19 protein-coding genes are annotated in these 24,388 nt (G+C 74.2%); 12 read left to right on the top strand and 7 right to left on the bottom strand.

The genetic code is table 11. The features are described from left to right. Positions 1–41: 41 nt before the first annotated feature. Complete coding sequence (locus ACIGW2_RS08795; RefSeq protein WP_391652051.1) at positions 42–1,133, bottom strand: substrate-binding domain-containing protein; 1,092 nt, start codon at positions 1,131–1,133, stop codon at positions 42–44. A 188-nt stretch (positions 1,134–1,321) separates the two neighbouring features. Further along, positions 1,322–2,734 carry an aminopeptidase P family protein gene (locus tag ACIGW2_RS08790; RefSeq protein WP_399842191.1) on the bottom strand — a complete coding sequence of 471 codons (1,413 nt, stop codon included), beginning with the start codon at positions 2,732–2,734 and terminating at the stop codon, positions 1,322–1,324. A 151-nt stretch (positions 2,735–2,885) separates the two neighbouring features. Between ACIGW2_RS08790 and ACIGW2_RS08785 the strand changes: the two genes are divergently transcribed. From ACIGW2_RS08785 to ACIGW2_RS08760, 6 genes are all read left to right on the top strand, one after another. Next, positions 2,886–3,899, top strand: a complete 1,014-nt coding sequence (locus ACIGW2_RS08785) for a LuxR family transcriptional regulator (RefSeq protein WP_391652053.1) — start codon at positions 2,886–2,888, stop codon at positions 3,897–3,899. 357 nt (positions 3,900–4,256) lie between these two features. Further along, positions 4,257–4,508, top strand: coding sequence for a hypothetical protein (locus tag ACIGW2_RS08780; RefSeq protein ID WP_356076480.1), 252 nt, complete (start codon positions 4,257–4,259; stop codon positions 4,506–4,508). 148 nt (positions 4,509–4,656) lie between these two features. Then, the gene (locus ACIGW2_RS08775) at positions 4,657–5,424 is read left to right on the top strand and encodes an HlyD family efflux transporter periplasmic adaptor subunit (RefSeq protein ID WP_399842186.1); all 768 of its coding nucleotides are present in this window, start codon (positions 4,657–4,659) and stop codon (positions 5,422–5,424) included. Then, positions 5,421–7,646 carry an NHLP family bacteriocin export ABC transporter peptidase/permease/ATPase subunit gene (locus ACIGW2_RS08770; RefSeq protein WP_391652055.1) on the top strand — a complete coding sequence of 742 codons (2,226 nt, stop codon included), beginning with the start codon at positions 5,421–5,423 and terminating at the stop codon, positions 7,644–7,646. The genes ACIGW2_RS08775 and ACIGW2_RS08770 overlap by 4 nt, the downstream gene beginning before the upstream one ends. 1 nt (position 7,647) lies before the next feature. After that, positions 7,648–10,650, top strand: a complete 3,003-nt coding sequence (locus ACIGW2_RS08765; RefSeq protein ID WP_399842184.1) for an NHLP bacteriocin export ABC transporter permease/ATPase subunit — start codon at positions 7,648–7,650, stop codon at positions 10,648–10,650. Positions 10,651–10,710: 60 nt separating this feature from the next. Further along, the gene (locus tag ACIGW2_RS08760) at positions 10,711–11,136 is read left to right on the top strand and encodes a DUF6924 domain-containing protein (RefSeq protein ID WP_361576519.1); all 426 of its coding nucleotides are present in this window, start codon (positions 10,711–10,713) and stop codon (positions 11,134–11,136) included. A 44-nt stretch (positions 11,137–11,180) separates the two neighbouring features. Here ACIGW2_RS08760 and ACIGW2_RS08755 read toward each other — a convergent pair whose 3' ends face one another. The 3 genes from ACIGW2_RS08755 to ACIGW2_RS08745 all read right to left on the bottom strand — a co-directional run bounded on the left by ACIGW2_RS08755 (position 11,181) and on the right by ACIGW2_RS08745 (position 14,227). Beyond that, the gene (locus ACIGW2_RS08755) at positions 11,181–11,828 is read right to left on the bottom strand and encodes an alpha-ketoglutarate-dependent dioxygenase AlkB (protein WP_391652057.1); all 648 of its coding nucleotides are present in this window, start codon (positions 11,826–11,828) and stop codon (positions 11,181–11,183) included. A 57-nt stretch (positions 11,829–11,885) separates the two neighbouring features. Continuing rightward, positions 11,886–12,758: an NAD(P)H-binding protein gene (locus ACIGW2_RS08750; RefSeq protein ID WP_391652058.1), complete on the bottom strand. Its 873-nt coding sequence runs from the start codon at positions 12,756–12,758 to the stop codon at positions 11,886–11,888. Positions 12,759–12,868: 110 nt separating this feature from the next. Next, positions 12,869–14,227: an aldehyde dehydrogenase family protein gene (locus tag ACIGW2_RS08745; protein WP_399842179.1), complete on the bottom strand. Its 1,359-nt coding sequence runs from the start codon at positions 14,225–14,227 to the stop codon at positions 12,869–12,871. A gap of 173 nt (positions 14,228–14,400) precedes the next feature. Here ACIGW2_RS08745 and ACIGW2_RS08740 point away from each other — a divergent pair, with 173 nt between their 5' ends. The 5 genes from ACIGW2_RS08740 to ACIGW2_RS08720 are packed head-to-tail and all read left to right on the top strand — an operon-like array spanning position 14,401 to position 20,088. Continuing rightward, positions 14,401–16,158 (top strand): ABC transporter substrate-binding protein, encoded by a 1,758-nt coding sequence (locus ACIGW2_RS08740; protein ID WP_399842177.1) that lies wholly within the window; start codon positions 14,401–14,403, stop codon positions 16,156–16,158. Between the two features lie 6 nt (positions 16,159–16,164). Next, positions 16,165–17,094, top strand: coding sequence for an ABC transporter permease (locus tag ACIGW2_RS08735; RefSeq protein ID WP_391652061.1), 930 nt, complete (start codon positions 16,165–16,167; stop codon positions 17,092–17,094). After that, entirely contained in the window at positions 17,091–18,086 is a 996-nt protein-coding gene (locus tag ACIGW2_RS08730; protein WP_399842174.1) for an ABC transporter permease, read from the top strand. Before ACIGW2_RS08735 ends, ACIGW2_RS08730 begins: the two co-directional genes overlap by 4 nt. Beyond that, positions 18,086–19,087: an ABC transporter ATP-binding protein gene (locus tag ACIGW2_RS08725; RefSeq protein WP_391652063.1), complete on the top strand. Its 1,002-nt coding sequence runs from the start codon at positions 18,086–18,088 to the stop codon at positions 19,085–19,087. Before ACIGW2_RS08730 ends, ACIGW2_RS08725 begins: the two co-directional genes overlap by 1 nt. Beyond that, positions 19,084–20,088, top strand: a complete 1,005-nt coding sequence (locus ACIGW2_RS08720; protein ID WP_399842171.1) for an ABC transporter ATP-binding protein — start codon at positions 19,084–19,086, stop codon at positions 20,086–20,088. The genes ACIGW2_RS08725 and ACIGW2_RS08720 overlap by 4 nt, the downstream gene beginning before the upstream one ends. Here the strand turns inward: ACIGW2_RS08720 and ACIGW2_RS08715 are convergent. Both ACIGW2_RS08715 and ACIGW2_RS08710 read right to left on the bottom strand, forming a co-directional pair. After that, positions 20,078–21,754, bottom strand: coding sequence for a fibronectin type III domain-containing protein (locus ACIGW2_RS08715; RefSeq protein ID WP_391652065.1), 1,677 nt, complete (start codon positions 21,752–21,754; stop codon positions 20,078–20,080). The genes ACIGW2_RS08720 and ACIGW2_RS08715 overlap by 11 nt on opposite strands. 188 nt (positions 21,755–21,942) lie before the next feature. Continuing rightward, complete coding sequence (locus tag ACIGW2_RS08710; RefSeq protein WP_399842169.1) at positions 21,943–22,995, bottom strand: LCP family protein; 1,053 nt, start codon at positions 22,993–22,995, stop codon at positions 21,943–21,945. 543 nt (positions 22,996–23,538) lie between these two features. Between ACIGW2_RS08710 and ACIGW2_RS08705 the strand changes: the two genes are divergently transcribed. Beyond that, entirely contained in the window at positions 23,539–24,315 is a 777-nt protein-coding gene (locus ACIGW2_RS08705; protein WP_399842167.1) for an NPP1 family protein, read from the top strand. The last annotated feature ends 73 nt before the right edge of the window (positions 24,316–24,388 follow it).

Here is a 24,388-nt window from a genome sequence, read left to right as displayed (position 1 = left end):
CTCACGACCCGCGGGCGCGGGTCCGTCACCCGACGTGTCCGCTACTCCAGGCCGGCCTTCTTGCAGGCGTCGGCGTAGGCGGGCGTGCAGATCTCCTTGACGGTGTAGAGCCCGTCCTTGACGACCGTGTCCTTGATGTTGTCCTTGTTCACGACGACCGGGGTCAGCAGGGTCGCGGGCACCTTCTCGCCGCTGCCGCTGGTGACGGTGGTCGGGGTCAGGTCCTTGGTGAGCTTCTTGCCCTCGGCGAGGTTCACGGCCATGGTGGCGGCGATGTCCGCCTCCGGCTTGTACGGCTTCTCGACGGTGATGGTCTGCGTGCCCGCCAGGATCCGCTGGATGGCGTCGAGTTGGGCGTCCTGTCCGGTGAGCGGCACGCTCAGGCCGGAGGCCTTCAGGGCGGTGGAGATGCCCGCGGCCAGTCCGTCGTTGGCCGAGTAGACGCCGACGATGTTGTTCTTGCCGAGGGCGGCGATGGCGCCGGACATCTGCTGATTGGCGTTGTTGGGGTCCCAGTTGGGGGTGTCGTACTCCTTGCCGATCTTCACCTTGCCGTCCAGGACGGAGTGTGCGCCGGCCTTGAACTCGGCCGCGTTGGGGTCGGTGGGCGACCCGTTGTGCATCACGATCTGTCCGGTCTTCGCCTTGTCGCCGAGCGCGTCGAGCAGGGCCTGGCCCTGGAGTTGGCCGACCTTCTTGTTGTCGTACGAGACGTAGGCGTCGACCGGGCCCTGGGCGAGGCGGTCGTAGGCGACGACCTTCACGCCGGCGGCGTTGGCCTTCTCCACGGAGGACTGGATCGACTTGGAGTCCACGGCGTCGAGGATGAGCACCTTGTCGCCCTTGGCGAGCGCGGTGTTGACCTGCTGCTGCTGGGTGGTGGCGCTCTCGGCCGCGTTGTAGTAGTCGATGCGGGCGTCGGGCGCCAGCTCCTTGATCTTGGCCTCGATGTAGGGCCGGTCGAACTTCTCGTACCGGGTGGTCTTGCTCTCCGGGAGCAACAGCCCGATCCTCACCTGCTGTTTCGCCGCCTGGCCGGACGTCGCCTGGGCGACGCCGGTGGTGAGGAGTGCGCTGAGGGACAGTGCCGCGGTGCCCGCGAGGGCGATCGCCGCTCGCAATGTACGGGTCATGGCAGGCTCCTTCCGGGCGCCTTCCACACCTCCACCACGGGACGTCGGGGCTACGGGAACCGCCCGACCGCGGGAGCGTCGGCGCACCTATGGCCTATGTATCGACATTAGCCCCAACCCGTGGCGGCGACCATTCACGGCGCCGCGCCCCCGTGGCGCGGCGCCGCGAGCGGCGGGCTCCCGCCGGGTCAGCCGGCGACGCGGGCCATCCAGGCCTCGACCTCGTCGGCGGAGCGGGGCAGTGCGGCGGAGAGGTTCTCGTGGCCGTCCTCGGTGACCAGGAGGTCGTCCTCGATCCGGACGCCGATGCCGCGCCACTCCTCGGGGACGGTCAGGTCGTCCGGCTGGAAGTAGAGGCCCGGCTCGACGGTGAGCACCATGCCGGGCTCCAGGACGCCGTCGACGTACTCCTCGTTGCGGGCGTGGGCGCAGTCGTGGACGTCCAGGCCGAGCATGTGGCCGGTGCCGGCCATGGTGAAGCGGCGCTGGAGGCCGAGCTCGTAGGCGCGGTCGGCGGGGCCCTCGATGAAGCCCCATTCGACGAGCCGGGCGGCGAGGTGGCGCTGGGCGGCCTCGTGGAAGTCGCGGTAGGCGGCGCCGGGCTTCACGGCGGCCATGCCGGCCTCCTGGGCCTCGTACACGGCGTCGTAGACCCTGCGCTGGACCTCGGTGAAGGTGCCGCTGATGGGCAGGGTGCGGGTGACGTCGGCGGTGTAGAGGCTGGTGGTCTCCACGCCGGCGTCGAAGAGCAGCAGGTCGCCGGGGCGGACCGGGCCGTCGTTGGTGGTCCAGTGCATGATCGTGGCGTGCTCGCCGGCCGCGCAGATGGAGCCGTAGCCGACGGAGTTGCCCTCCAGTCGGGCGCGCCGGTAGAAGGTGCCCTCGATCCAGCGCTCGGAGGTCTCGACGGCGCGGGACAGCTCGGCGATCGCGTCGGTGAAGCCGCGGACGGTGGAGTCGACGGCCCGGCGCATCTCGCCGATCTCCCAGGCGTCCTTGACCAGGCGCAGCTCGCTGAGGAACTCCTCCAGCTCGTCGTCGCGCTCGGGGTCGGTGGTGACGGCGGCCTCCAGGGCCGGGTCGACGCCGCGGACGATCCGGGTGGGGGCGGCCGGGGCGGCGGCCAGGTCGGCGGCGGCGGTGCGCACGTCGCGGCAGGGCAGTCCGAGGACGGTCGCGGCCTCGGCGAGGGAGCGGCGGCGGCCCATCCACAGCTCGGCGGTGTAGCCGACCCAGAACTCGTCGTTGTCGCGGGAGTCGCGCGGCAGCTGGAAGCAGTAGGCGTCGTGGCCGCCGTCGGCGCGGGGTTCGAGCACCAGGGCGCCGTCGCGGGCCTGGTCGCCGGTCAGGTGCACGTAGCCGGTGTACGGGCGGAAGGGGTAGGTGTCGTCGTTGGAGCGGGTCTTGAGGTTGCCCGACGGGATCACCAGGCGCTCGCCGGGGAAGCGGGCGGAGAGCGCGGCCCGGCGGCGGGCCGCGTAGGGGGCCTGCGGGTCGGGCGTCAGGTCGTGCCGCTCGGTGTCCGCCCAGCCGGTGCGCATGAGGGCGGACAGCTCCTCGGAGATGCCCGTGTAGAGACCGTTCTTGCGGGCCTTGGCCACGTCGTACCCCTTCGTTCCGGGTGGAGGGACCGCTCCGGTGGGTGCGCGGTCCGTCCCGGACGGTAGCGCGCCGAGCGGCCTTCGGGTGCACAGGAGTGCCAGTGGCACTGATCGGACACGCGGCGGCCCGGACGGCGCCGAGAATGGGGGCATGAGGCACGGAAACGGTACGGACGGGGGCGCGGCGCCCGGGAAGCTCGGCGAGGCGCTGCGGCAGCTGGGGCTCGGCGCGGACGCCGGGCGGGTGTACGCGGCGCTGCTCGACGCGGCCCCGGCGCCGCTCGGCGCGGTCGGGCGGGCGGCGGGCATGGCCGGGACGGAGCTGGCGGCGGCGTACGCGGAGCTGGTGGACGCGGGGCTGGCGAGCGCCGCCCGGGACGAGGACGAGGTGGTGGCGCCGGTGCCGCCGGCGGCGGGTCTGGAGGTGCTGGCCCGGCACCGGGCGGCGGCCCTGGAGGAGTCGCGGATCGCGGTGGGCGGCGCCTTCGAGTCGTTCCGGCGGCACCGGCTCGCCGCGTACAACGACGACCTGGTGGAGGTCGTGACGGGCGACGCGATCGGGCCGCGGATGCGGCAGGCCTGGGCGAGCGCGCGGGAGCAGATCCGGCAGTTCGAGTCGCCGCCGTACGTGCCGCTGCCCGGTGCGACGCAGGACGCGCTGGCCACCCTGGCGCGCGGGGTGCGGCAGCGGGTCGTCTACGCGCGGGAGTCACTGGAGCACCCGGGGCACCTGCGGGACGCGATCGAGCCGGCGGTGGCGGCGGGCGAGCAGGCGCGGGTGCTGCCGTCGGTGCCGGTGAAGCTGCTGATCATCGACGAGGCGTACGCGCTGGTGTCGCTGTCGATCCGGGAGGCGGACGTCGTGAACTCGGTGCTGGTGGTGCAGCCGTGCGGGCTGCTCTCGGCGCTGGTGGCGCTGTTCGAGCAGTGCTGGAGCACGGCGCTGCCGCTGCACGGCGGCGCGGCCCGGCCGGCCGGACTGCCGCCGGCCGACCGGCGGCTGCTGCGGCTGCTCGCGGGCGGGGCGAGCGACGAGGTCGTCGCGCGCGAACTCGGCGTCAGCCGCCGCACCCTGTTCCGGCGTCTGCAGGTCCTGATGGCCCGGCTCGGCGCGGCCAACCGCTTCCAGCTGGCGTTGCAGGCGCAGCGGGCGGGGTGGCTGTAGCGGAGGGGTGCCGGGCGGGTCCGCGGGGCGGCGCGGTCCCGCCGGGAACCTGCACATTGTGTACGTGAGCCGGTGCGGGCCTCCCCGGGCGTTCCCCGCCCGTGCACAAGCCGGCGGGCGTCCTGCCGGTTTTCACCCCGGTTCGTCCGGCCGGGCGCGCGGGGCGCCGCACTTTGTTACCCCGTTCTGCGGAGAACCTGTCGGCGTTCCGTGAAACATGCTGCACGCGGGGCCCGCCGCGGTGTTGTTCCGGTGCCGACCAGGCGTCAACGGAATTGGCTCGCAAAGCCGTTCGCGTGCTTTGATCTGGCCCGCCGCGGCAGTGGATTCCCCCCATCAGATGAAAGGTGCGCTTTCATGCGTAACAACCTCGAGACCCGTGAGATCGCCGACACCGAGCTGGACGCCGTCTCCGGCGGTCTGGTCAGCGTGCAGGGCGGTCTCGTCGGCGCCGTGGCCGGCGACGTCACCAACCTGCTCGGCACCGTCGGCAACCTGCAGACCGTGCAGAACGCCGAGGGCCTCGTGAACGGCGCCCCCGCCCTGGTCCAGGGTGTCACCGGCGTCTCGGTGAACACCGGCGCGATCACCGGCCTCGCCGGCCTCTGATCGATTCCCGAGGGCCCGGGGAGGACCCGGGCCCGAAGGCCCCGCCGGGCATTCCGGGGCGTGTGCGCCCCGGGGTGCCCGGCACCGCCGGAAGGCGCTTTGCGCGCCGGCGGAGAAACGCGGTCGAAAGCAGTCGAAGGAATAGTCCATGCAGTTTCGCCAAAAGGCTCTTTCCAAGCTGCAATCGCCCGAGGAACTCGATCTGCCGGTGCGTTTCGCGCGCCCGCAGGGGCGGCTGGTGCTCGCCGTCACGGTGCTCGTGACGGCGGCCGCCGCGTACTGGGCGTTCGCCGGGACGGTGACGTCCAAGCTGCCCGCGACGGGCATCCTCACCCGCGCCGAGGGGCGCTATCTGCTGCAGAGTCCGGTGGCGGGCCAGGTGACCGAGGTCCTGGCCGCCGAGGGCCGGACCGTGGCCGCCGGTGACCCGCTGATCGTGGTCCGCACGGCGGACGGCGACCGGCCGGTGCGGGCCGTGGCCCCCGGCCGGCTCGCCGTCCTCCTGGCCCGGACCGGCGCCGTCGTGACGGCCGGCGCCGACGTGGCCGCCGTCGAGCGCGGCACCGATCCCGACGAGCCGCTGGTGGCGGTGCTGTACGTGCCGGCCGGCGGCGCCGCCGGGATCCGCCCGGGCGCCGCGGTCGACGTCACCCGCACCACCGGCCAGGGGCGGGACGGCGCGCTGCGCGGCCGGGTCGAGGCGGTGGGCCGGACGCCGCAGTCGCGGGCCCAGATCGGCGGCTTCCTCGGCGACGACGGGCTCGCCGCCGAGTTCACCCGGCGGGGCAACCCGGTCGCGGTGCTCGTCCGCCTCCCGGCGCCCCCGGCCGGCCCCGCCCCCGCCGACTCCGGCACTCCGGTGACCGGCTCCGTCCACCTCGCCGCCGAGCGCCCGATCGACTGGCTCCTCCCGTGAACCCGCGCAAGAAGAACAGTCGCGCCCGGCGCCGCCCGGCCCGGGCCGCCACGCTGCCGAAGGGCCGCCGGCCGCGCCCGGTTCGTACCCCCGTGGTGCTCCAGATGGAGGCGGTGGAGTGCGGGGCCGCGGCGCTCGCGACCGTGCTCGGGCACCACGGGCGGTTCGTGCCGCTGGAGGAGCTGCGGATCGCCTGCGGGGTGTCCCGGGACGGTTCGCGCGCCAGCAACCTGCTGAAGGCGGCGCGCGGTTACGGCCTCGCGGCCAAGGGCATGCAGATGGACCTGGCGGCGCTCGCCGAGGTGCGCGGTCCCGCGGTGCTGTTCTGGGAGTTCAACCACTACGTCGTGTACGAGGGCATGGGGCGGCGCCTCGGGCGGCCGGGCGTGTACGTCAACGACCCGGCGAAGGGGCGCCGTTTCGTGCCGATGGAGGAGTTCGACGGCTCCTTCACCGGCATCGTCCTGGTCATGGAGCCGGGGCCCGGCTTCCGGCGCGGCGGGCAGCGCCCGGGCGTGCTCGGCGGGGCCTCGGTCCGGCTGCGCGGCACCTCCGGCACCATGGCGGCGGCGATCGTGGCGAGCGTGCTGCTCGTGGCCGTCGGCGCGTGGGTGCCGGCGCTGAGCCGCACCTACATCGACACCTTCCTGATCGGCGGACAGTCCTCGCTGCTCGGCGTGCTGTTCGCGGCGATGGCCGGCGCGCTGCTGCTCACGGCGGTGCTGACCGCGCTCCAGCAGGGCAATCTGCTGCGCGGCCGGATCGTCTCCTCGACCCTGGGCGGGGCCCGCTTCCTGCGGCACCTGCTGCGCCTGCCGGTGGCGTTCTACGCCCAGCGCAGCCCGGCCGACCTGGTGCAGCGGCTGCGCTCCAACGACCAGGTCGCCGAGACCCTGGCCCGCGACCTGTCGGCGGCCGGCGTGGACGCGGTCGTCGTGCTGCTCTACGCCTTCCTGCTGTGGAGCTACGACCCGCAGCTGACCCTGGTCGGCGTCGGCGTGGCCCTGCTGAACGTGGTGGCGCTGCGGATCACGGTGCGGGTGCGGGCCACCGGTGCGCACAAGCTGCGGGCCGAGAGCGCGCGCCTGACCAACACCTCGTACGGCGGTCTGCAGACCATCGAGACGATCAAGGCGACCGGCGGCGAGGACGGCTTCTTCCGGCGCTGGTCGGGGCAGCACGCGGCCACCCTGGACGTGCAGCAGCGGCTCGGGGTGCCGGGCGCGTGGCTGGCGATCGTCGCCCCCACCCTGGCCGCGCTGAACAGCGCGATGATCCTGCTGGTCGGCGGACTGCGGGCGGTGGACGGGCATCTGACGGTCGGTCTGCTGGTGGCCTTCCAGTCGCTGGTGACCGGGTTCACCGCCCCGGTGGCGCGGCTCGGCGGGGTCGCGGGCCGGATCCAGGAGCTCGGCGCGGACGTGGCGCGGCTGCGGGACGTGGAGGACTTCCCCGTCGACCCGGTGCACACCCGGCGCGAGCCGGCGGCGGGCACGCGCCGGCTCACCGGCCATGTGGAGCTGTCCGACGTCACCTTCGGCTACAACCCGCTGGACGCGCCGCTGCTGTCCGGCTTCTCGCTGACGGTGGGCCCGGGCCGGCAGGTGGCGCTGGTCGGCGGTTCGGGCAGCGGCAAGTCGACCGTGTCCCGGCTGATCGCGGGGCTCTACGCGCCGTGGGAGGGCACGGTCCGGATCGACGGGATGCGGCTCGCGGACGTGCCGCGGGGCGCGCTCGCCGCCTCGGTGGCCTTCGTCGACCAGGACGTCTTCCTCTTCGAGGGCACGGTCCGCGACAACGTGGCGCTGTGGGACCCCTCGGTGCCGGACGAGGCGGTGCGCGCGGCGCTCGCGGACGCCGCCGTCCTCGACGTGGTGTCGCGGCGGCCGGGCGGCATCCACAGCCGGGTCGAGCAGGACGGCCGGAACTTCTCCGGCGGGCAGCGCCAGCGGCTCGAACTGGCCCGGGCGCTGGTGCGCGATCCGAGCGTCCTGGTCCTGGACGAGGTGACCAGCGCACTGGACGCGGTCACCGAGCGCGAGGTCATCGACAACCTGCGGCGGCGCGGCTGCGCCTGCGTGGTGATCGCCCACCGGCTGAGCACCGTCCGCGACAGCGACGAGATCCTGGTCCTGGACCGGGGCACGGTCGTGGAGCGCGGACGGCACGCGGAACTGGTGGCGGCGGGCGGCCCGTACGCCGAACTGGTCAAGGAGCACTGAGGTGAGCACCCCCTTCACCCCCGCCGTCCCCGCCTCCCCCGGGCCCGTGGCCCCGGTGTCCCCCGTGGCCGACCCGGCCGGCGCCCCCGATCCGGTGCTCGTCGCGCTCGGCGGCCTGGGCGCCCCGCTGGACTGCTCGGGGCTGCGCAGCCTGTCCCTCGAAGGGCCCTCGGTGCTGTGGCTGGTGGTGCACGGCAGCCTCGACCTGTTCGCGGTGGCCGCGGAGCAGGACGGCGCCTGGCACTTCCTCGGGCGGGTGGAGAGCGGCGCGCTGCTGCTCGGCCCGGCCGAGGGGCCCCGGCACACCCTGGTCGGCCGCCCCTCGCGGGAGTGCCTGCTGCGCCGGATCGAACTCGGCGAGCTGCACCGGCCGGAGCCCGTCCCCGGCGCCCACGGCCAGGCGTACGGGCAGGAATACGGCTACGGGTACGGGTACGAGGACGGCTTCGGGTACGGACAGGGGCACGGGCACGACTTCGGGTACGGCCCCGGGTACGGGCAGGCGCCCGCCGCGAGCCCGCTGGAGGACGCCTTCGCCCTCGGTGTCGGCCGGGGCCTGCGGGTCCTGTACGAGGCGCCGCTCGACGCCCGGCCCGGCGAGGAGCGGCCTGCCGGTGACGACGAGGTCATGTGGATGCGGGTCCCGCCGGGCAGCGTGGCGTACGGCGCCGCCTACGAGGCGGGCACGGCCGGCGGGCTCCTGGTCGACGGGACCCTGTGGCAGGGCATGGTGGAGCAGCAGTACCGGCTGCTGTACGCGCTCGACGACTGGATCGAGGAGCGCGAGCGCGCCCAGGAGGACCGCACGGCCGCGGGTCTCGCGGCGGGCCGGGCGGCCGGCAGCGAGGCGGACCGGACGCTGCTGGCCGCGCTCGGCGGTGCCGGCGGGCGCGGCGGCCGGCGCGGGGCCGGAAGCGGCACGGCCGCGGTCGACGCGACGCTGGCGGTGTGCCGGCTGGTCGCGGCGGACGCCGGGGTGGTGCTCGCGGAGTCGGTGGCCGGGGTCGCGGCCGGTGCCGGTGTGGACGGCGAGCGGCTCGACCCGGTCGAGCGGATCGCCCTGGCGTCCCGGGTGCGCACCCGGGAGGTGGGGCTGCGCGGCCGCTGGTGGCGCGAGGACTGCGGGCCGCTGGTGGGCCGGCGGGAGGCCGACGGGGCTCCGGTGGCGCTGTTGTGGCGGCGCGGCGGCTATGTGGCGGTGGACCGGCCGGGAGGACGCCGGGAGCGGGTCGGCGCGGACAACGAGGGGCGCTTCGAGCGGCAGGCCGTGATGTTCTACCGGCCGCTGCCGGAGGGCCCGCCGACGCTGCCGCGGCTGCTGCGCTTCAGCGCCGGCGGCACCCGGCGGGAGCTGCGGGCGCTGCTGCTCGGCGGAGTGGTGTCGGTGGTGCTCGGGGCGACCGTGCCGCTGGCGACCGGCCGGATCCTCGGCGCGTACGTGCCGGCGGGCGAGAGCGGTCTGATCGTGCAGACGGCGGTGGCGCTCGGCGCGGCGGCCGTTCTCCAGGCCGCGTTCATGCTGCTGCAGAACGTGGCGCTGCTGCGGATGGAGGGCCGGATCGAGGCCACCTTGCAGCCGGCGGTCTGGGACCGGCTGTTGCGGCTGCCGGCGACCTTCTTCGCGGGCCGCTCCACCGGCGAGCTCGCGAACGCCGCCCTCGGCATCGGGGTGATCCGGCGGATGCTGTCCGGGATCGCTCCGGTGTGCCTGCAGTCGACGGCGGTCGGCGCGGTGAACCTGGTGCTGCTGCTCGCGCACAGCGTGCGGCTCGGGCTGCTGGCCCTGGCGATGCTGCTCGTGCTGGGCGCGGTGCTGCTCGGCCTCGGGCTGTGGCAACTGCGGTGCCAGCGGCGTCTGGTGGAGCTCGGCAACCGGCTGGACAACCAGGCGTTCCAGACCCTGCGCGGGCTGCCGAAGCTGCGGGTCGCGGCGGCGGAGAGCTTCGCGTACGCGGCCTGGGCCCGGGAGTTCGCCCGCACCCGGGTGCTCCAGCAGCGGGCGGGCCGGATCCAGAACGCGGCGGCGGTGCTCGGCTCGGTGGCCCTGCCGCTGTGCACGCTGGTGATGTTCGCGCTGCTCGCGGGCCCGGCCCGGGGCGCGATGTCGGCGGCGGGCTTCCTCACCTTCGCCACCGCGCTGACCCTGCTGCTGTCCTCGCTGAACCAGCTGACCGGCGCGCTGCTGTCGGTGGCGGCGGTCCTTCCGGTGTACGAGCAGGTGGCGCCGATCCTGGCGGCGGAGCCCGAAGTGCGGGCCGGGACGGTGCGCCCGGGCGTGCTGAGCGGGGCGATCGAGGCCCGCCAGGTCTCGTACCGCTACACGGAGGACGGGCCGCTGGTCCTGGACGGGGTCGATCTGAGCATCCGTCCCGGGGAGTTCGTCGCGATCGTCGGCGCGAGCGGCTCGGGCAAGTCGACCCTGCTCCGTCTGCTCATCGGTTTCGACCGCCCGACCGAGGGCAGCGTCCGTTACGACGGGCAGGACCTGGCGGCGCTCGACCGGGCGGCCGTGCGCCGCCAGTGCGGTGTGGTGCTCCAGGACGCCCGGCCGCTGGCCGGCTCGATCCTGGACTGTGTGCGCGGGGCGGAGGCGTACACCCTGGAGGAGGTCGCCGAGGCCCTCGCCCTGGCCGGTCTGGCCGAGGACGTGGGGGCGATGCCGATGGGCCTGCACACGATGCTCTCGGAGGGCGGCGGCACCGTCTCGGGCGGGCAGCGCCAGCGGCTGATGATCGCCCGGGCGCTGATCCGCAAGCCCCGGGTGCTCTTCCTGGACGAGGCGACCAGCGCCCTGGACAACGAGGCCCAGCGGGTGGTCATCGAGTCCACCCGGGCCCTGCGCACCACCCGGGTGGTGATCGCCCACCGGCTGTCCACCGTGATGGGCGCGGACCGGGTGATCGCCCTGGCGGACGGCCGGGTGGTCCAGCAGGGCCCGCCGGCCGACCTGCTCGCGGACCCGACGGGCCTGTTCCACGAGCTGGTGCGACGCCAGCTGACCTGACCGCGGCCCGCCGGAGCGAGCAGGACCCGTGCAGGCGTTCGAAATGAGAGGATCTTGGTCATGCCTCTTCCCGAACCGGACGACCTGACCTCCCTCGTGCTGTGCACGCACTTCGCCGACGAGCCGGCCTGGGAGGCCGTCCGCGCGGCCCTCGACGCCCTGGACGACCACCCGCACGCGACCTGCGTGGCCGACCGGCGGTACGCGGACGCCGGGGCGGCGGAGCTGGTCGCGCTGGACGGCGCCGCGCCGGCCGAGGAGCGGGTCTTCCACGTCTTCCTGGCGGACGCCGCGACTCTGGCCGATCCCGCCCACCCGCTGCTCGCCATGGACCTGGCGGACGAGCCGGGGCGCGCGTTCCGGGTGCCGGTGCGCTGGTTCCCCCACGTCTCGGCCAACCTGTCGCTGGGCAACATGGACTTCGCCGAGTTCGCCGACGCCGCCGACGAGGGCGACGGGACCTTCCGGGGCTTCGAGGAGGACTGAGCGCGAGGGGGCGCCCGGGGCCCGTCCGTGCCGCCGCGCGCCCTTCAGCGCACCCCGCGGGGCCGGAACTGGACGCTGATGCGGGGGCCGACGGCCCGGGTGGTCTTCGGGACCGCGTGTTCCCAGGTGCGCTGACAGGAGCCGCCCATCACGAGCAGGTCGCCGTGGCCGGACGGGAGGCGCAGCGCCACCGGGCCGCCGCCGCGTGGCCGGAAGGCGAGGTCGCGGGGGTCGCCGAGGGAGAGGATGGCCACCATCGTGTCGTGGGTGGCGGAGCGGCCGGTGCGGTCACCGTGCCAGGCGACGCTGTCCCGGCCGTCGCGGTAGAGGCAGAGCCCGGCGGTGGCGAAGGGCTCGCCGAGCTCGCGGGCGTAGTGCGCGCCGAGCGCGTCGCGGGCCCGGGCGAGCGCGGGGTGCGGCAGCGGGGCGCCCTCCCGGTAGTGGGCGAGGAGGCGCGGCACGGCGACCACGTTCTCGTACATCCGGCGCTCCTCGGCCTGCCAGGGCACCGTGGCGGCGAGCTCCTCGAAGAGCGCGTCGGCGCCGTGCAGCCAGCCGGGCAGGTGGTCGACCCAGGCGCCCGCGCCGAGCACGGTGCGCCGCAGGCCCGTGAGGGGTCCGGGTCCGATCTCGGTGCCCTGGTCGAAGAGGGAGCCCTGGAGTCCGGGGATGTCGGGTCGTGCCGTGGTCATGGGTCCAGCCTAGACCAGAAACCGAACAGGTGAGCGAATCGATGCCACGGGGGCCGCTCAGTGCGGGACCAGATGGCGGTAGCACTCGGGGTGCGCGGCGAGGAAATCGGCGAAGGCCTGCGGCGGGTGCCCGGTGAGCATCCGCACGTCGTCGGAGACGTCGGCCATCTCGCCGGCCGCCACCGCCTCGTACGAGGTGACCCAGCCCTCGACCTCCCAGTCCGGCGCCTCGTAGACCGCCCGCGAGGCGTAGGCCTCCTCGCGGGTCTCGGGCACGTAGACCACCGGGCGTCCGCTCGCCCGGGTGAGCGCCGCGGCGATCTCCTCGAAGCCGAGCGCCTCGGGGCCGGTCATGTCGTAGGTGGCGCCGTCGTGCCGGCCGCCGGGCTCCAGCAGCACGGCGGCGGCCGAGTCGGCGATGTCGTCGTGGGTGACGGCGCCGACCCGCCCGTCGCCCGCGGGTCCGCGCAGCACGCCCTCGGGCGAGGTCATCGCGGCCAGGTCGGCCTGGTAGGTGCTGTCGCGCAGGAAGGTGAAGTCGAGGCCGGTGGAGCGGATGTGCTGCTCGGTGTGCCAGTGGTCGCGGGCATAGGTGAAGGTCGCGTGGGGTGCGGCGTTCAGGTACGAGAGGTAGACGATCCGCCGCACCCCGGCGGCGACGGCCGCGTCCACGGCGCCGGCGTGCAGCCGGACCCGGCCCGGGGCCTCGTGGGCGGAGACCAGGAAGAGCGTGGCCGCGCCGTCGAGGGCGGCCCGCATGGCCGCCTCGTCGTCGTAGGCGGCGGCCCGGGTGTCGCCGGTGGCCAGCGCGGCCAGCTTCTCCGGGTCGCGCCCCAGGGCGCGGACGGTGGCGCCCGCCTCGGCGAGCCGGCGCACCACGCGCCGTCCGATCCGGCCGGTGGCCCCGGTGACCGCGACGATCTCGCTCATGTCCTGCCCTTCCGCCGTGACCCCGCGCCGGGGCCCGCCTCCCATTCGACCCCGCCGGCCCGCCGGGCGCACGCCCGCGCGCCCGCGTGTGCGCGGGCCGGGGCGCGGGGTCAGCCGGGCGTGAGGGTGTAGGTCCGGGAGGAGGTGTAGAAGTCGAGGGCGGCCTTGCCCTGTTCGCGGGGGCCGGAGCCGGAGGCCTTGGCACCGCCGAAGGGCAGGTGGAAGTCGACGCCGGTGGTGGGGGCGTTGATCCGGATCATGCCGGTGTCGAGCCGGTCGAGGGCGTCCAGGGCCGCGCCGAGGTCGCCGGTGTGCACGGAGGTGACCAGGCCGTAGCGGGTGCCGTTGGCGATGCGGACCGCCTCGTCGAGGTCCCGGGCCGGCAGCAGGGCGGCGACCGGACCGAAGACCTCCTCGGTGAGCAGCCGGTGGCCGGGCGGGGCCTTCTCCACCAGGGTGGGGGCCGCGTACCAGCCGGGCCGGTCCGGGACGGCGCCGCCGGCCAGCACGGGCAGGTCCTGCCAGGCGTCGGCGACGGTCGCGCGGGCGGGCTCGCCGATGAGCGGGCCGCAGACGGTGCCCTCCTCGGCGGGGTCGCCGACGGGGACCGCCCGCAGGGCCTCGGCCAGCGCCTCGCGCAGGGGGTCCAGGGCCGCGCCGACGGCGATGACGCGGCTGGTGGCGGTGCACTTCTGGCCCGCGTAGCCGGCGACGGCGGCCGCGAGGTCCGCGGCGGCCCGCTCGATGTCGGCGTCCGGCAGCACGATCGCCGCGTTGAGTCCGCCGGTCTCGGCCTGGACCGGGATGCCCCGGGCGGTTGCGGTGCGGACCACTTCGCGGCCGACGCCGGTGGAACCGGTGAAGGAGACCGCGTCGGCGGCGCCGACCAGGGCGGCGCCCTCGGCAGCGCCGCCGGGCACCACCGTGAACACGCCCTCGGGCAGGGCGCCCTGGACGAGTTCGGCGAGGCGCAGGGCGCAGGCGGTGGCCTCGGGTGCGGGCTTGAGGACGACGGCGTTGCCGGCGGCGAGGGCCGGGGCGGCCTTCCAACTGGGGATCGCGAAGGGGAAGTTCCAGGGGGTGATGAGGCCGGCCACACCGTGCGGGCGGCGCCGGGTGAGCAGCAGCCCGGGGCCGGCGGCGGTCTCGTGGACGGCGCCGGACGGCTCGTAGGGCGCCTGCGCGTAGTAGCGCCAGACGGCGGCGGTACGGGCGAGCTCGGCGCGCGCCTCGGCGAGCGGCTTGCCCACCTCCCGTACGGCGAGGGCGGCGAGTTCGGGGCTCGCGGCCTCGACGGCGGCGGCGACGGCGGTGAGCGCGGCGGAGCGCGCGGCGGCCCCGGCACGCAGCCAGCCGGTCTGCGCGGTGCGGGCGCCCGCGACCGCACCGGCGGTGAAGTGCGCGCCGGAGGAGGGGAGTTCGAGGAGGACGTCGGAGGGGTCGGCGGGGTTGCGGGAGAGGACGGTCATGCGGTGCACCTTCGTGGTCGCGCCGGGGGATCGCGGCCCCCGGACCGGAGGATCGGTGGTGTTCAAGGGCTTGCGCAGTACAATTTCACATTACTATTTTACGGGTCACATTTTCTGCTTGGACTCCCCACACGGATTCCCCACACGGACTCCCCACTCGGAAGTGACTCCTGATGGACAAGCACCCCCGCACCACCCGCGCCCTCGGCCTGGTGACGGCCCTCGCCCTCGGCGCCACCGCCTGCTCCGGATCCGGTTCCGGAGGCGGCACGGGCCCGGGCCGTTCCGGTGCCAACCCCGCGACCGGCAACCTCGGCCGGGTCGTCGGCGGCACCCCGGTGAAGGGCGGCACCCTGAACGTGCTGTCCAACCAGGACTTCACCCATCTCGACCCCGCCCGCAACTGGGTCATGGGCGACATGGACTTCGGCACCCGGCTGCTCTACCGCACCCTGCTGACCTACAAGGCCGAACCCGGCGCCGGGGGCGGCGAGCTGACGCCGGACCTCGCCGAGGACCTCGGCACCTCCTCGAACGGCGCCAGGACCTGGACCTTCCGCCTCAAGAAGGGCCTGACGTACGAGGACGGCTCCCCCGTCACCGCCCAGGACGTGAAGTACAACGTCGAGCGCTCCTTCTCCCCCGACCTGCCGGGCGGCCCCGACTACGCGGCCCGCTACCTCGCCGGCGCCGAGGGCTACCGGGGCCCGGCCGGCGGCAAGCACCTCGCCTCCATCAGGACCCCCGACGCCCGCACGATCGTCTTCGAACTCCGCAAGCCCTTCGCCGAGTTCCGCTACGCCACGGTCCTGCCCACCTTCGCCCCCGTGCCCGCCGCCCGGGACGAGGGCCCGCGGTACGACAACCGCCCGTTCTCCTCGGGGCCGTACAAGATCGAGTCGTACGCCCGCGACAAGCGGCTCGTCCTGGTGCGCAACCCGCACTGGGACCCCGCCACCGACCCGGTGCGCAAGGCCTACCCGGACCGGATCGTCGTCACCATGGGCCTCAAGGGCGGCCAGGTGGACGACCGGCTCGTCGCGGGCGCCGGCGCCGACGCCTCCGCCGTCCCCTGGGCCGGCCTGCGTCCCGAGTCCGTGCCCAAGGTGCTCACCCGGCCCGAGGTCCGCGCCCGGCTGCTCGCCGAGTCCAAGAACTGCACCGAGATGGTGCAGATGCACACCGGCCGGGCGCCCTTCGACGACGTGCGCGTGCGCAAGGCCGTGCAGTACGCCCTCGACCGCGAGGCGGTCCTCACCGCCTCCGGCGGACCGGCCCTGGGCGACCCGGCCACCGCGCTGATGCCCGGCTCCCTCTTCACCGGCGGCAAACAGCCCGACACCCTGAGGATCCCGCTCACCGGCGACGTCGACAAGGCCAGGCAGCTGCTCCGGGAAGCCGGCAAGGCCGGCGGCCTCACCACCCGGCTCACCGTCTCCACCGGCGACAAGGGCGTCGCCGAGGCCGTCCAGCAGTCCCTCGGCCGGGCCGGCATCACGGTCGTCATCGAGACCGTCGACCCCTCCGCCTTCTACGACACCATCGGCGACACCGCGAACCGCACCGACCTCGTCTACACCGGCTGGTGTCCCGACTACCCCTCCGGCTCGACCTTCCTCCCCTTCGTCTTCGACGGCCGCTACATCAAGGAGAAGGGCAACTCCGGCAACCACTCCCTCTTCCGCGACCCGGCCACGATGAAGCGGATGGACGAGATCGCCGCCATGACCGACGCCGCCGAGGCCACCAAGGCCTGGCAGGAGCTCGACGGGCAGATCCTCGCCAAGGCCCCGGCCGCGCCCGCCGTCATCGAACGGATGCCCCTCCTCGTCGGCCCCAACATCGCCGGCGCCTTCGGCCACACCTCCTTCGGCGGCCAGCTCGACTACGCGACGATCGGCCTCAAGGACCCCGCGAAGAGCGGGAGCTGAACCACCGTGACCACCACCCACACCACCGCCGGCACCGCCCCCGGCAGCCCCTGGCGGCTCGCCCGGGCCGGACTGCGCCGCCGCCCCTCCGCCCTGATCGCGCTCGCCGTCGTCGCCTTCTTCGCCCTGACGGCCCTGACCGCCCCGCTGCTCAGCGCGCTCGGGGGCTGGCGGCCCGACGAGTTCGACAAGTCGGCCGTCGACCCCTACCTCGGCGGACTGCCGCTCGGCCCGCTCGGCGGGATCTCCGCCGAACACTGGCTCGGCGTCGAACCGGTCACCGGCCGCGACCTGTTCGCCCGGGTCGTGCACGGGGCCCAGGTCTCCCTGCTCATCGCCTTCGCCGCCACCGCGATCGTGGTCGTCGCCGGGGTCGCGGCGGGCGTCGCCGCCGGCTACTTCGGCGGCCGCGTCGACACCGTGCTGTCCCGGCTGATGGACCTCACCCTGTCCTTCCCCTCCCTCATCTTCATGATCGCGATGATGTCGGTGGCCAGGGACGTCAACCGGGTCCTCCTCATGGTCCTCGTCATCGGCCTCTTCGGCTGGCCCGGCATCGCCCGCGTGGTGCGCGGCCAGACCCTCTCGCTCAGGCACCGCGAGTACGTGGACGCGGCCCGGGTCGGCGGCGCCTCCGACTGGCGCATCCTCACCCGGGAGGTGCTGCCCGGCGTGGCCGGACCGGTCATCGCGTACACCACCCTGATCGTGCCGGGGATGATCGCGACCGAGGCCGCGCTGAGCTACCTCGGCGTCGGCGTGCGCCCGCCGACCCCGTCCTGGGGGCAGATGATCGCCGAGAGCGTGGCCTTCTACGACACGGACCCGGTGTACTTCCTGGTCCCGAGCCTCTGCCTGTTCCTCACCGTCCTCGCCTTCACCCTGCTCGGGGACGCGCTGCGGGACGTCCTCGACCCCCGCGGAGGGCGGCCGTGACCCGACTCCTCGCCTATCTCGGACGCCGGCTCCTCGGCATGCTCGGGGTGCTCCTGGCCGTCGCCGCGATCACCTTCGTCATCTTCTACGTGCTGCCCTCCGACCCGGCCGCGGCCGCCTGCGGCAAGGCGTGCAGCGCCGAACGGCTCGCCGCGATCCGGGCCCACATGGGCCTGGACCAGCCGCTGTGGCGGCAGTTCGGCGAGTTCGTGACCGGCGTCTTCACCGGGCGCACGGTCGGCTCCGGCCCGTACGCCCTGCGGTGCTCCTTCCCCTGCCTGGGCTACTCGTACGAGAACAGCCAGCCCGTCTGGGACCTGCTCGTCGACCGGTTGCCGGTCTCCGCCTCGCTCGCCGTGGGCGCGGCCGTGATCTGGCTGGTGCTCGGCCTGGGCGCGGGGGTCACCGCCGCCCTGCGCAAGGACACGCTCACCGACCGGGCGCTGATGGTCGGCGCGGTCGCCGCCGCGTCGCTGCCCGTCTACTTCACCTCCGTGCTGCTGATCCACGGCCTGATCCGGGCGACCGGTCTGCTGCCCTATCCGCAGTACGTGCCGTTCGGCTCGGACCCGCTCGGCTGGGCGCGCAACCTGCTGCTGCCCTGGCTGGCGCTCGCGGTCCTGTACGCGGCCATGTACGCCCGGCAGAGCCGGAGTTCGATGATCGAGTCGATGGCGGAGCCGTACATCCGCACCGCCCGGGCCAAGGGCCTGCCGCGGCGGACCGTGGTCGTCAAGCACGGTCTGCGGGCCGGACTGACCCCGGTCCTCACGATCTTCGGCATGGACCTGGGCGGACTGCTCGCCGGGGCGGTGATCACCGAGTCCCTCTTCGGTCTCCCCGGGGTCGGGCGGCTGTTCTACGGGGCGCTGGTCGGCGGCGACCAGCCGGTGATCCTCGGAGTGACCCTGCTCGCCGCCGTCTTCATCGTCGTCGCCAACCTCTGCGTCGACCTGCTCTATGCCGTCGTCGACCCGCGAGTGAGGTACTGATGGACCAGTCATCGACCTGCGGCGGGGCGGAGCCCCTGCTGTCCGTGCGCGAGCTGTCGGTGGTGTTCCCGACCCGGCGCGGACCGGTGCGCGCCGTGGACCGCCTCTCCTTCGACGTGCCGCGCGGGCGGACGCTCGGCATCGTCGGCGAGTCCGGCTCCGGGAAGTCCGTGACGTCGCTGGCCGTGCTGGGCCTGCACACCGGCGCCGAGGTGACCGGTTCCGTGGCCCTCGACGGGCGGGAGCTGCTCGGTCGGCCGGAGCGGGAGCTGAACCGGCTGCGCGGCCGGCGGATGGCGATGATCTTCCAGGACCCGCTGTCCAGCCTGCACCCGTACTACACGGTCGGCGAGCAGATCGCCGAGCACCACCGGGTGCACTTCGGCTCGCGGCGGGCCGTCGCCCGCCGGCTCGCGGTCGACGCGCTCGCCGAGGTCGGCATCCCGGAGCCGCGGCGGCGGGCCGGGGAGTACCCGCACCAGTTCTCCGGCGGCATGCGGCAGCGGGTGATGATCGCGACGGCCCTGGTGTGCGAGCCGGACCTGCTGATCGCGGACGAGCCGACCACCGCGCTCGACGTCACCGTGCAGGCGCAGATCCTGGAGCTGATCGCGCGGGTGCAGCAGGACCGCGGCCTGGCCGTCGTCATGATCACCCACGATCTGGGGGTGGTGGCCCGGGTGGCCCACGAGGTCCTGGTGATGTACGCCGGCCGGGCCGTCGAACGGGCGCCGGTGGACGCCCTCTTCGCGCGGCCCGCGCACCCCTACACCCGGGGCCTGCTGGACTCGCTGCCCCGGCTCGACGACCCGGACGACACCCCGCTCCGGGCGATCCCGGGCTCCCCGCCGTCCCTGCTCGCCCCCGCCCCGGGCTGCGCCTTCGCACCGCGCTGCGCGCACGCCCGGGCCCGCTGCCGTCAGGAGCAACCGGTGCTCGGCGGCCCGGCGGAGCACCCGACGGCCTGTCACTTCCCCACGTACGAAGGCGTCGCCCGATGAGCACTCCTCGCCCCCTCCTCTCCGTCCGCGATCTGACGATGACCTTCCCCGGGCGGTCCCGAGCCGCCCCGATCAGGGCGGTGGACGGGGTCTCCTTCGACATCGCCGCGGGCGAGACCCTGGGCCTGGTCGGGGAGTCCGGCTGCGGCAAGTCGACCACCGGGCGGATGATCGTCCGGCTGCTCGAACCGTCCTCCGGCACCGTCACGTACGACGGGCGGGACATCACCCGGCTGTCCCCGCGGGCGCTGGGGCCGCTGCGCCGGGAGATCCAGATGGTGTTCCAGGATCCGCACTCCTCGCTCAACCCGCGCCGCACGGTGTCCCGGATCATCGCCGATCCCCTGCTGGTCCAGGGGAGTTCGGCCGCCGGGGCACGGGCGCGGGCGGCCGAGCTGATGGAGCTCGTGGGGCTGCTCCCGGAGCATCTGGACCGGTATCCGCACGAGTTCTCGGGCGGCCAGGCGCAGCGGATCGGCATCGCCAGGGCGCTGGCGACGGGGCCGCGTCTGGTGGTGGCCGACGAGCCGGTGTCGGCCCTGGACGTGTCGGTGCAGGCGCAGATCGTCAACCTGCTGGAACGGCTCCGGCGCGAGCTGGGGCTCGCGTTTCTCTTCGTGGCGCACGACCTGTCGGTGGTGAAGCGGGTCTGCGACCGGGTGGCGGTGATGTATCTGGGCCGGATCGTGGAGATCGGGCCGAAGGAGCGGGTGTACGGGGCGCCGGCGCACCCCTACACCCGGGCCCTGCTGTCGGCGGTGCCGCTGCCGGACCCGGCGGCCGAGCGGGCCCGGGAGCGGATCACCCTGCGGGGCGACCCGCCCAGCCCGGCCGCTCCGCCGCCGGGCTGCGCCTTCCATCCGCGCTGTCCGAAGGCGCGGGAGCTGTGCCGTACGGAGACTCCCCCGCTGCGGATCGCCGCGGCGGGGGAGGTCCGGGAAGTGGCCTGCCACTTCCCGGAGTCGGAGGGGACGGAGGGGGCGGTGGCCGTCAGCCGGTGAAGCCGGCGGTGATCCGGGTGAACTCCCAGTCGCTCTGCGCGATGCCGGAGCAGGTCTCGGTCACGCCGCCGCCCGCACAGCCGCGGTCGCGGTTGACGGACCAGAAGGCGAGCCGCGCGATGTGGTTGGCGTTGGCCCAGTCGCGGATCCGGGTCCAGATCTGCTGGGTGGTGACCTCCTGCTGGTCGGAGAGGCCGTTCATGCCGGAGATGCCGATGTGGGCGTAGGCGGTGGCGTCGTCCCAGCCGTAGACCGCCTTCAGCTTGTTCTTCAGGCCGTTGGCGGCGTTGACGGTGTTGCCGTACATGTCGGCGCCGCCGCCGAAGTCGAAGGGCATGATGGTGAAGACGTCGATGTTCGCGTTCAGCGCCTTGGACTGCTCGATGAGCCGGTTGCCCCAGGAGGTGGGGCCGGTGGTCGAGGTGCCGAAGGTGAGGATGGTGCGCAGGCCGGGGTTGTTGGCCTTGACGATCTTCAGGGCGCCGAGGATGCGGTCCTGGACGGCGGCGTTCTCGAACTCGTCGGTGTTCTCGATGTCGACGTCGATGGACTTCAGGCCGTAGGCGTCGATGACCTTCTGGTAGGCGCCGGCCAGGGCCTCGGGGGTGGCGCAGTTCGGGCCGAGCTTGTTACCGGACCAGCCGCCGACGGACGGGACGATGTCGCCGCCGGCCGCGCGGACGGCGGCGATGGTGGACTGGTCGACGCCGCCGGTGAGCGGGCGCTGGCCGTCCCAGGCCGGGTTGCAGCCGCCGGAGGAGAGGATGAAGGCCATGGTGAAGGTCTTGATCCCGGTCGCGTTCATGACGGTGGCGGGGGCCGGCGGGTTGCCCCAGCCGAGGTAGAGGTAGGGCGCCGCCTGCTTGAAGCCCGTGCCGCCGCCTCCGCCGCCGGCCTCGGTGGTGACCGAGACGCCGTTGGACGCGCCGGACACGTTCCCGGCGGCGTCGCGGGCCTTCACGGTGAAGGTGTACGAGGTGCTCGCGGCCAGTCCGGAGACGGTGGCCGTGGTGCCGGTGACCGTGCTGACCTTGGTGGCGCCCTGGTAGACCTCGTAGCCGGTGACGCCGACGTTGTCGGTGGCCGCGGTCCAGGCGAGGGTCACCGAGGAGGAGGTCCTGGAGGTGGCCTGGAGGCCGGTGGGTGCGCTCGGCGCCTGGGTGTCGGTGCCGCCGCCCCCGCCGCCGGGGCCGTCGAGGCTGATGTCGTCGGCGTAGTAGGTGCCCTGTCCGTACCAGCCGTGGGTGTAGACGGTGGCGCTGGTCTGGCTCGCGCCGGTGGTGAAGCTGAGGGAGAGGCGCTGGTACGCGGACGCGGACGGGGTCCAGGTGGAGGCGCCGCCGTCGACACCGAGGTAGACGTAGCTGCCGCGCACCCAGCCGGACAGGGTGTAGGTGGTGTTGGGCTGGACGGCGACGGTCTGGGCGCAGCGGGCGGTGTCGGAGGCGCTCGCGGCGCCGGCCAGGGCCTTGGTGCCGCTGTGCACGGGGGTGGTGACGATCGAGCCGGTGCCGCCGGAGCAGCTCCAGCCGGACAGGGTGCCGGACTCGAAGCCCGGGTTGGCCAGCAGTTCGGCGGCCTGGGCGGGGGCGGGCAGGGCGACCAGGGCCGCCGCGCCGAGGAGCGACGCGCCGAGCGTCGCCACCAGGCGGTTGCGGACGAGCACCGTACCTCCAGGGGGAGTTGTGGGGGGGGCGGGGACGTGCGGGGAGTGCGGGGGGTGGCGCGAGGACGAGCGCGTCACAGATTGGACTGGACCAATGCGTTCGTCAAGCCCCCACCCCGCCCCACGCCCCCTCGACGGACCTCGCACGGCCCCCGCGCCTCCGTCGAACAACTCCCGCGCGGATGCTTCTAGTTGGGTGCGGGGCGCAGGCGGTCGATCGGGTGGGTGTCGACGTAGGCACCGACCTCGTCGCTCTTGTAGGCCTGCCAGAGGGCGGCACAGCGCGCCCGGTCGAGGTAGACCACCGACTGACCCCGCTCCGTGCCGGTGCCCTTCACGGGGGCGTTCATGAAGGTCATGTCGCCGGAGCGCACCTCCCGCATGTTCCAGACCAGTTCGCGCAGTTCGTGGTCGTCGAGGCGCTCGTCGACCGAGACCGTCTCGGTGAAGATGTCGAGGGTCTTCTTCAGCCGGAGCGGATCCTTCAGGGAGGCCGAGTCCATCACCTTCTCCAGGACGGTGCGCAGGTAGTTCTGCTGCCGGTGGGTGCGGTCGAAGTCGCCGTTGGGCAGGTCCTTGCGCTCCCCCACGTAGTCGAGGGCCTGGGCGCCGTTCATGTGCCGGCGCTCGCCGTCCGACATGATGATGTCGACGCCGCCGACGGCGTCGGTGAGCTTGCGGAAGCCGTTCCAGTCGATGACGGCGAAGTGGTCGACGCGCACGTCGGTGAGTCGCTGCACGGTGTCGATGAGCAGCGGCGGACCGCCCCAGGAGAAGGCCGCGTTGAGCTTCGCCCGGCCCCGGCCGGGGATGTCCACCCAGGAGTCGCGGGGCAGCGAGACGACGTAGGCAGCGGAGTGGTCGGCCGGGATGTGCACCAGCATCATCGCGTCGCTGCGCTGGTCGCCGTAGCTCCAGAGCTTCCCCTTGGCGTCGCTGCCGGTGGTGGGCACGTCGGAGCGCGAGTCGAGGCCCATGAGCAGGAAGTTCTGCCCGCCCTTGGACGCGGCGGGGACCGGCGCGTTCGTGGGGAAGGTCTGCGGGATGCGCTGCACCCGGCCGGTGTAGTGCTGGTACGCCCAGTAGCCGGCGCCGGCGGTCAGCAGCACCGCCGTGACGAAGAGGGCGAGGGCGCCGAGCAGCACCGTCCGCCCCTTGGGCCCGCGCCGCTTTCTCGGCTCCTCGGCGGGCGACTCCGCCCCGGCCTCCCGGATCTCTTCCCGCTCCTCGTGCACGCTCACGGCGGCACCCTCCCCCCTCCGCGGCCCCCGCCGCGGATCGCCCCGTCACACCCCGACGCACCCGCCCGGGGCGCACTTCAGGCCACCAGGATGCCGAAGAGCGGCGGGGTGCGCAGGGGGTCACGGGAACCGGCCGGTCACGTGGCCGGCGGGTCGCAGGGTGGTGGAGGCGGCCCGGGTGCCGGGCCGCCCCCGGAGCGGAGCCTCGTCCGGGGGCGGCGGTGAGCGGCGGTGTCGGCGCACGACGCTCGCACGGGGCCCGAGAGCCCCCACGGCTCTCGTTCGGAAGCGGCCCCGACGCCTCCGATCCTGCCGCGCCCCGGCGCGCGGTTCCTTGATCGACGGGCCTCTCCCACCCGATCCGGGGACGCCCCGGGGCGGGCCTTGACGCCGCGGGGGCCGCCGCGCGCGCCCGCCGGACGGGCGAACCCCACGGGGCCCGGGCGACGCACCCGGAGCATTAACTCCCCTTTCTTTCCCGGGTGGTTGACGCTCGGGCGGGCGGCTGCGAAGGTCTGGCCCACCCCCACCCAAGGAGTTGACGTGCACCTGACTTCCGCGCCGGGGCGCCGCCGTACGGCGCTCGCCGGCCTGCTGTGCGCCCTCGGCCTCGTCCTCGGCGTCCCGGCCACCGCGCACGCCGCCGTGCTCCCGCCGCTCCCGCAGAACGCCGACGGCCTCGACCAGACCTTCGCCCCGGCCTACGACTTCGACACCGACGGCTGCTACATGACGGCCGCCATCGGTTCCGACGGCACGCTCAACCCCGGCCTCAAGCTCGGCGGCGCCGTCAACGGCCAGTGCCACGACCCGGCGCAGCTGGCCGCCGCCAACAGCTACTCCCGCGCCAAGTGCAACAACGGCTGGTGCGGCATCGTCTACGCCGGCTACTACGAGAAGGACCAGGCGACGTGGGGCCCGCTGGCGATCGGCCACACCCACGACTGGGAGCACGTGGTGGTGTGGATCAGCGAGAACCAGGTGAAGTACGTCTCGGTCTCGCAGCACAGCGGCTACCAGATCGCCGACCGCACGGCCGTGCGCTTCGACGGCACCCACCCCAAGATCGTCTACCACAAGGACGGCCTCTCGACCCACTGCTACCGCTTCGCCAACACCACCGACGACCAGATCGAGAACTCCACCGGCAGCTGGTTCCACCCGCGCCTCGTCGGCTGGAACGGCTACCCGGCCGGGCTCCGGGACCGGCTGACCGGCGCCGACTTCGGGTCGGCCACCCTCAAGATCCGCGACTCCGACTTCGCCTCCGCCCTCGCCCGGGCCAAGCCGACCGGCATCCCCTTCGACCCGAACGCCTGACCCGCCCGACCCGCACCGAAGGGTCCGAAACCGGCCGCCTGCCGCACGGGCCGCTCCCGGCATTGGGGATACT

It is taken from the genome of Streptomyces sp. NPDC053541 (genome assembly GCF_044544705.1).
Taxonomy (GTDB): Bacteria; Actinomycetota; Actinomycetes; order Streptomycetales; family Streptomycetaceae; genus Streptomyces.
This window is presented reverse-complemented; position numbering and strand designations above follow the sequence as displayed.

Excerpts from the sequence above, each read along its gene's own strand:
- ACIGW2_RS08795 (WP_391652051.1), bottom strand. The coding sequence starts at position 1,133 with ATGACCCGTACATTGCGAGCGGCGATCGCCCTCGCGGGCACCGCGGCA.
- ACIGW2_RS08785 (WP_391652053.1), top strand. The coding sequence starts at position 2,886 with ATGAGGCACGGAAACGGTACGGACGGGGGCGCGGCGCCCGGGAAGCTC.
- ACIGW2_RS08780 (WP_356076480.1), top strand. The coding sequence starts at position 4,257 with ATGCGTAACAACCTCGAGACCCGTGAGATCGCCGACACCGAGCTGGAC.
- ACIGW2_RS08775 (WP_399842186.1), top strand. The coding sequence starts at position 4,657 with ATGCAGTTTCGCCAAAAGGCTCTTTCCAAGCTGCAATCGCCCGAGGAA.
- ACIGW2_RS08760 (WP_361576519.1), top strand. The coding sequence starts at position 10,711 with ATGCCTCTTCCCGAACCGGACGACCTGACCTCCCTCGTGCTGTGCACG.
- ACIGW2_RS08755 (WP_391652057.1), bottom strand. The coding sequence starts at position 11,828 with ATGACCACGGCACGACCCGACATCCCCGGACTCCAGGGCTCCCTCTTC.
- ACIGW2_RS08750 (WP_391652058.1), bottom strand. The coding sequence starts at position 12,758 with ATGAGCGAGATCGTCGCGGTCACCGGGGCCACCGGCCGGATCGGACGG.
- ACIGW2_RS08745 (WP_399842179.1), bottom strand. The coding sequence starts at position 14,227 with ATGACCGTCCTCTCCCGCAACCCCGCCGACCCCTCCGACGTCCTCCTC.
- ACIGW2_RS08740 (WP_399842177.1), top strand. The coding sequence starts at position 14,401 with ATGGACAAGCACCCCCGCACCACCCGCGCCCTCGGCCTGGTGACGGCC.
- ACIGW2_RS08725 (WP_391652063.1), top strand. The coding sequence starts at position 18,086 with ATGGACCAGTCATCGACCTGCGGCGGGGCGGAGCCCCTGCTGTCCGTG.
- ACIGW2_RS08720 (WP_399842171.1), top strand. The coding sequence starts at position 19,084 with ATGAGCACTCCTCGCCCCCTCCTCTCCGTCCGCGATCTGACGATGACC.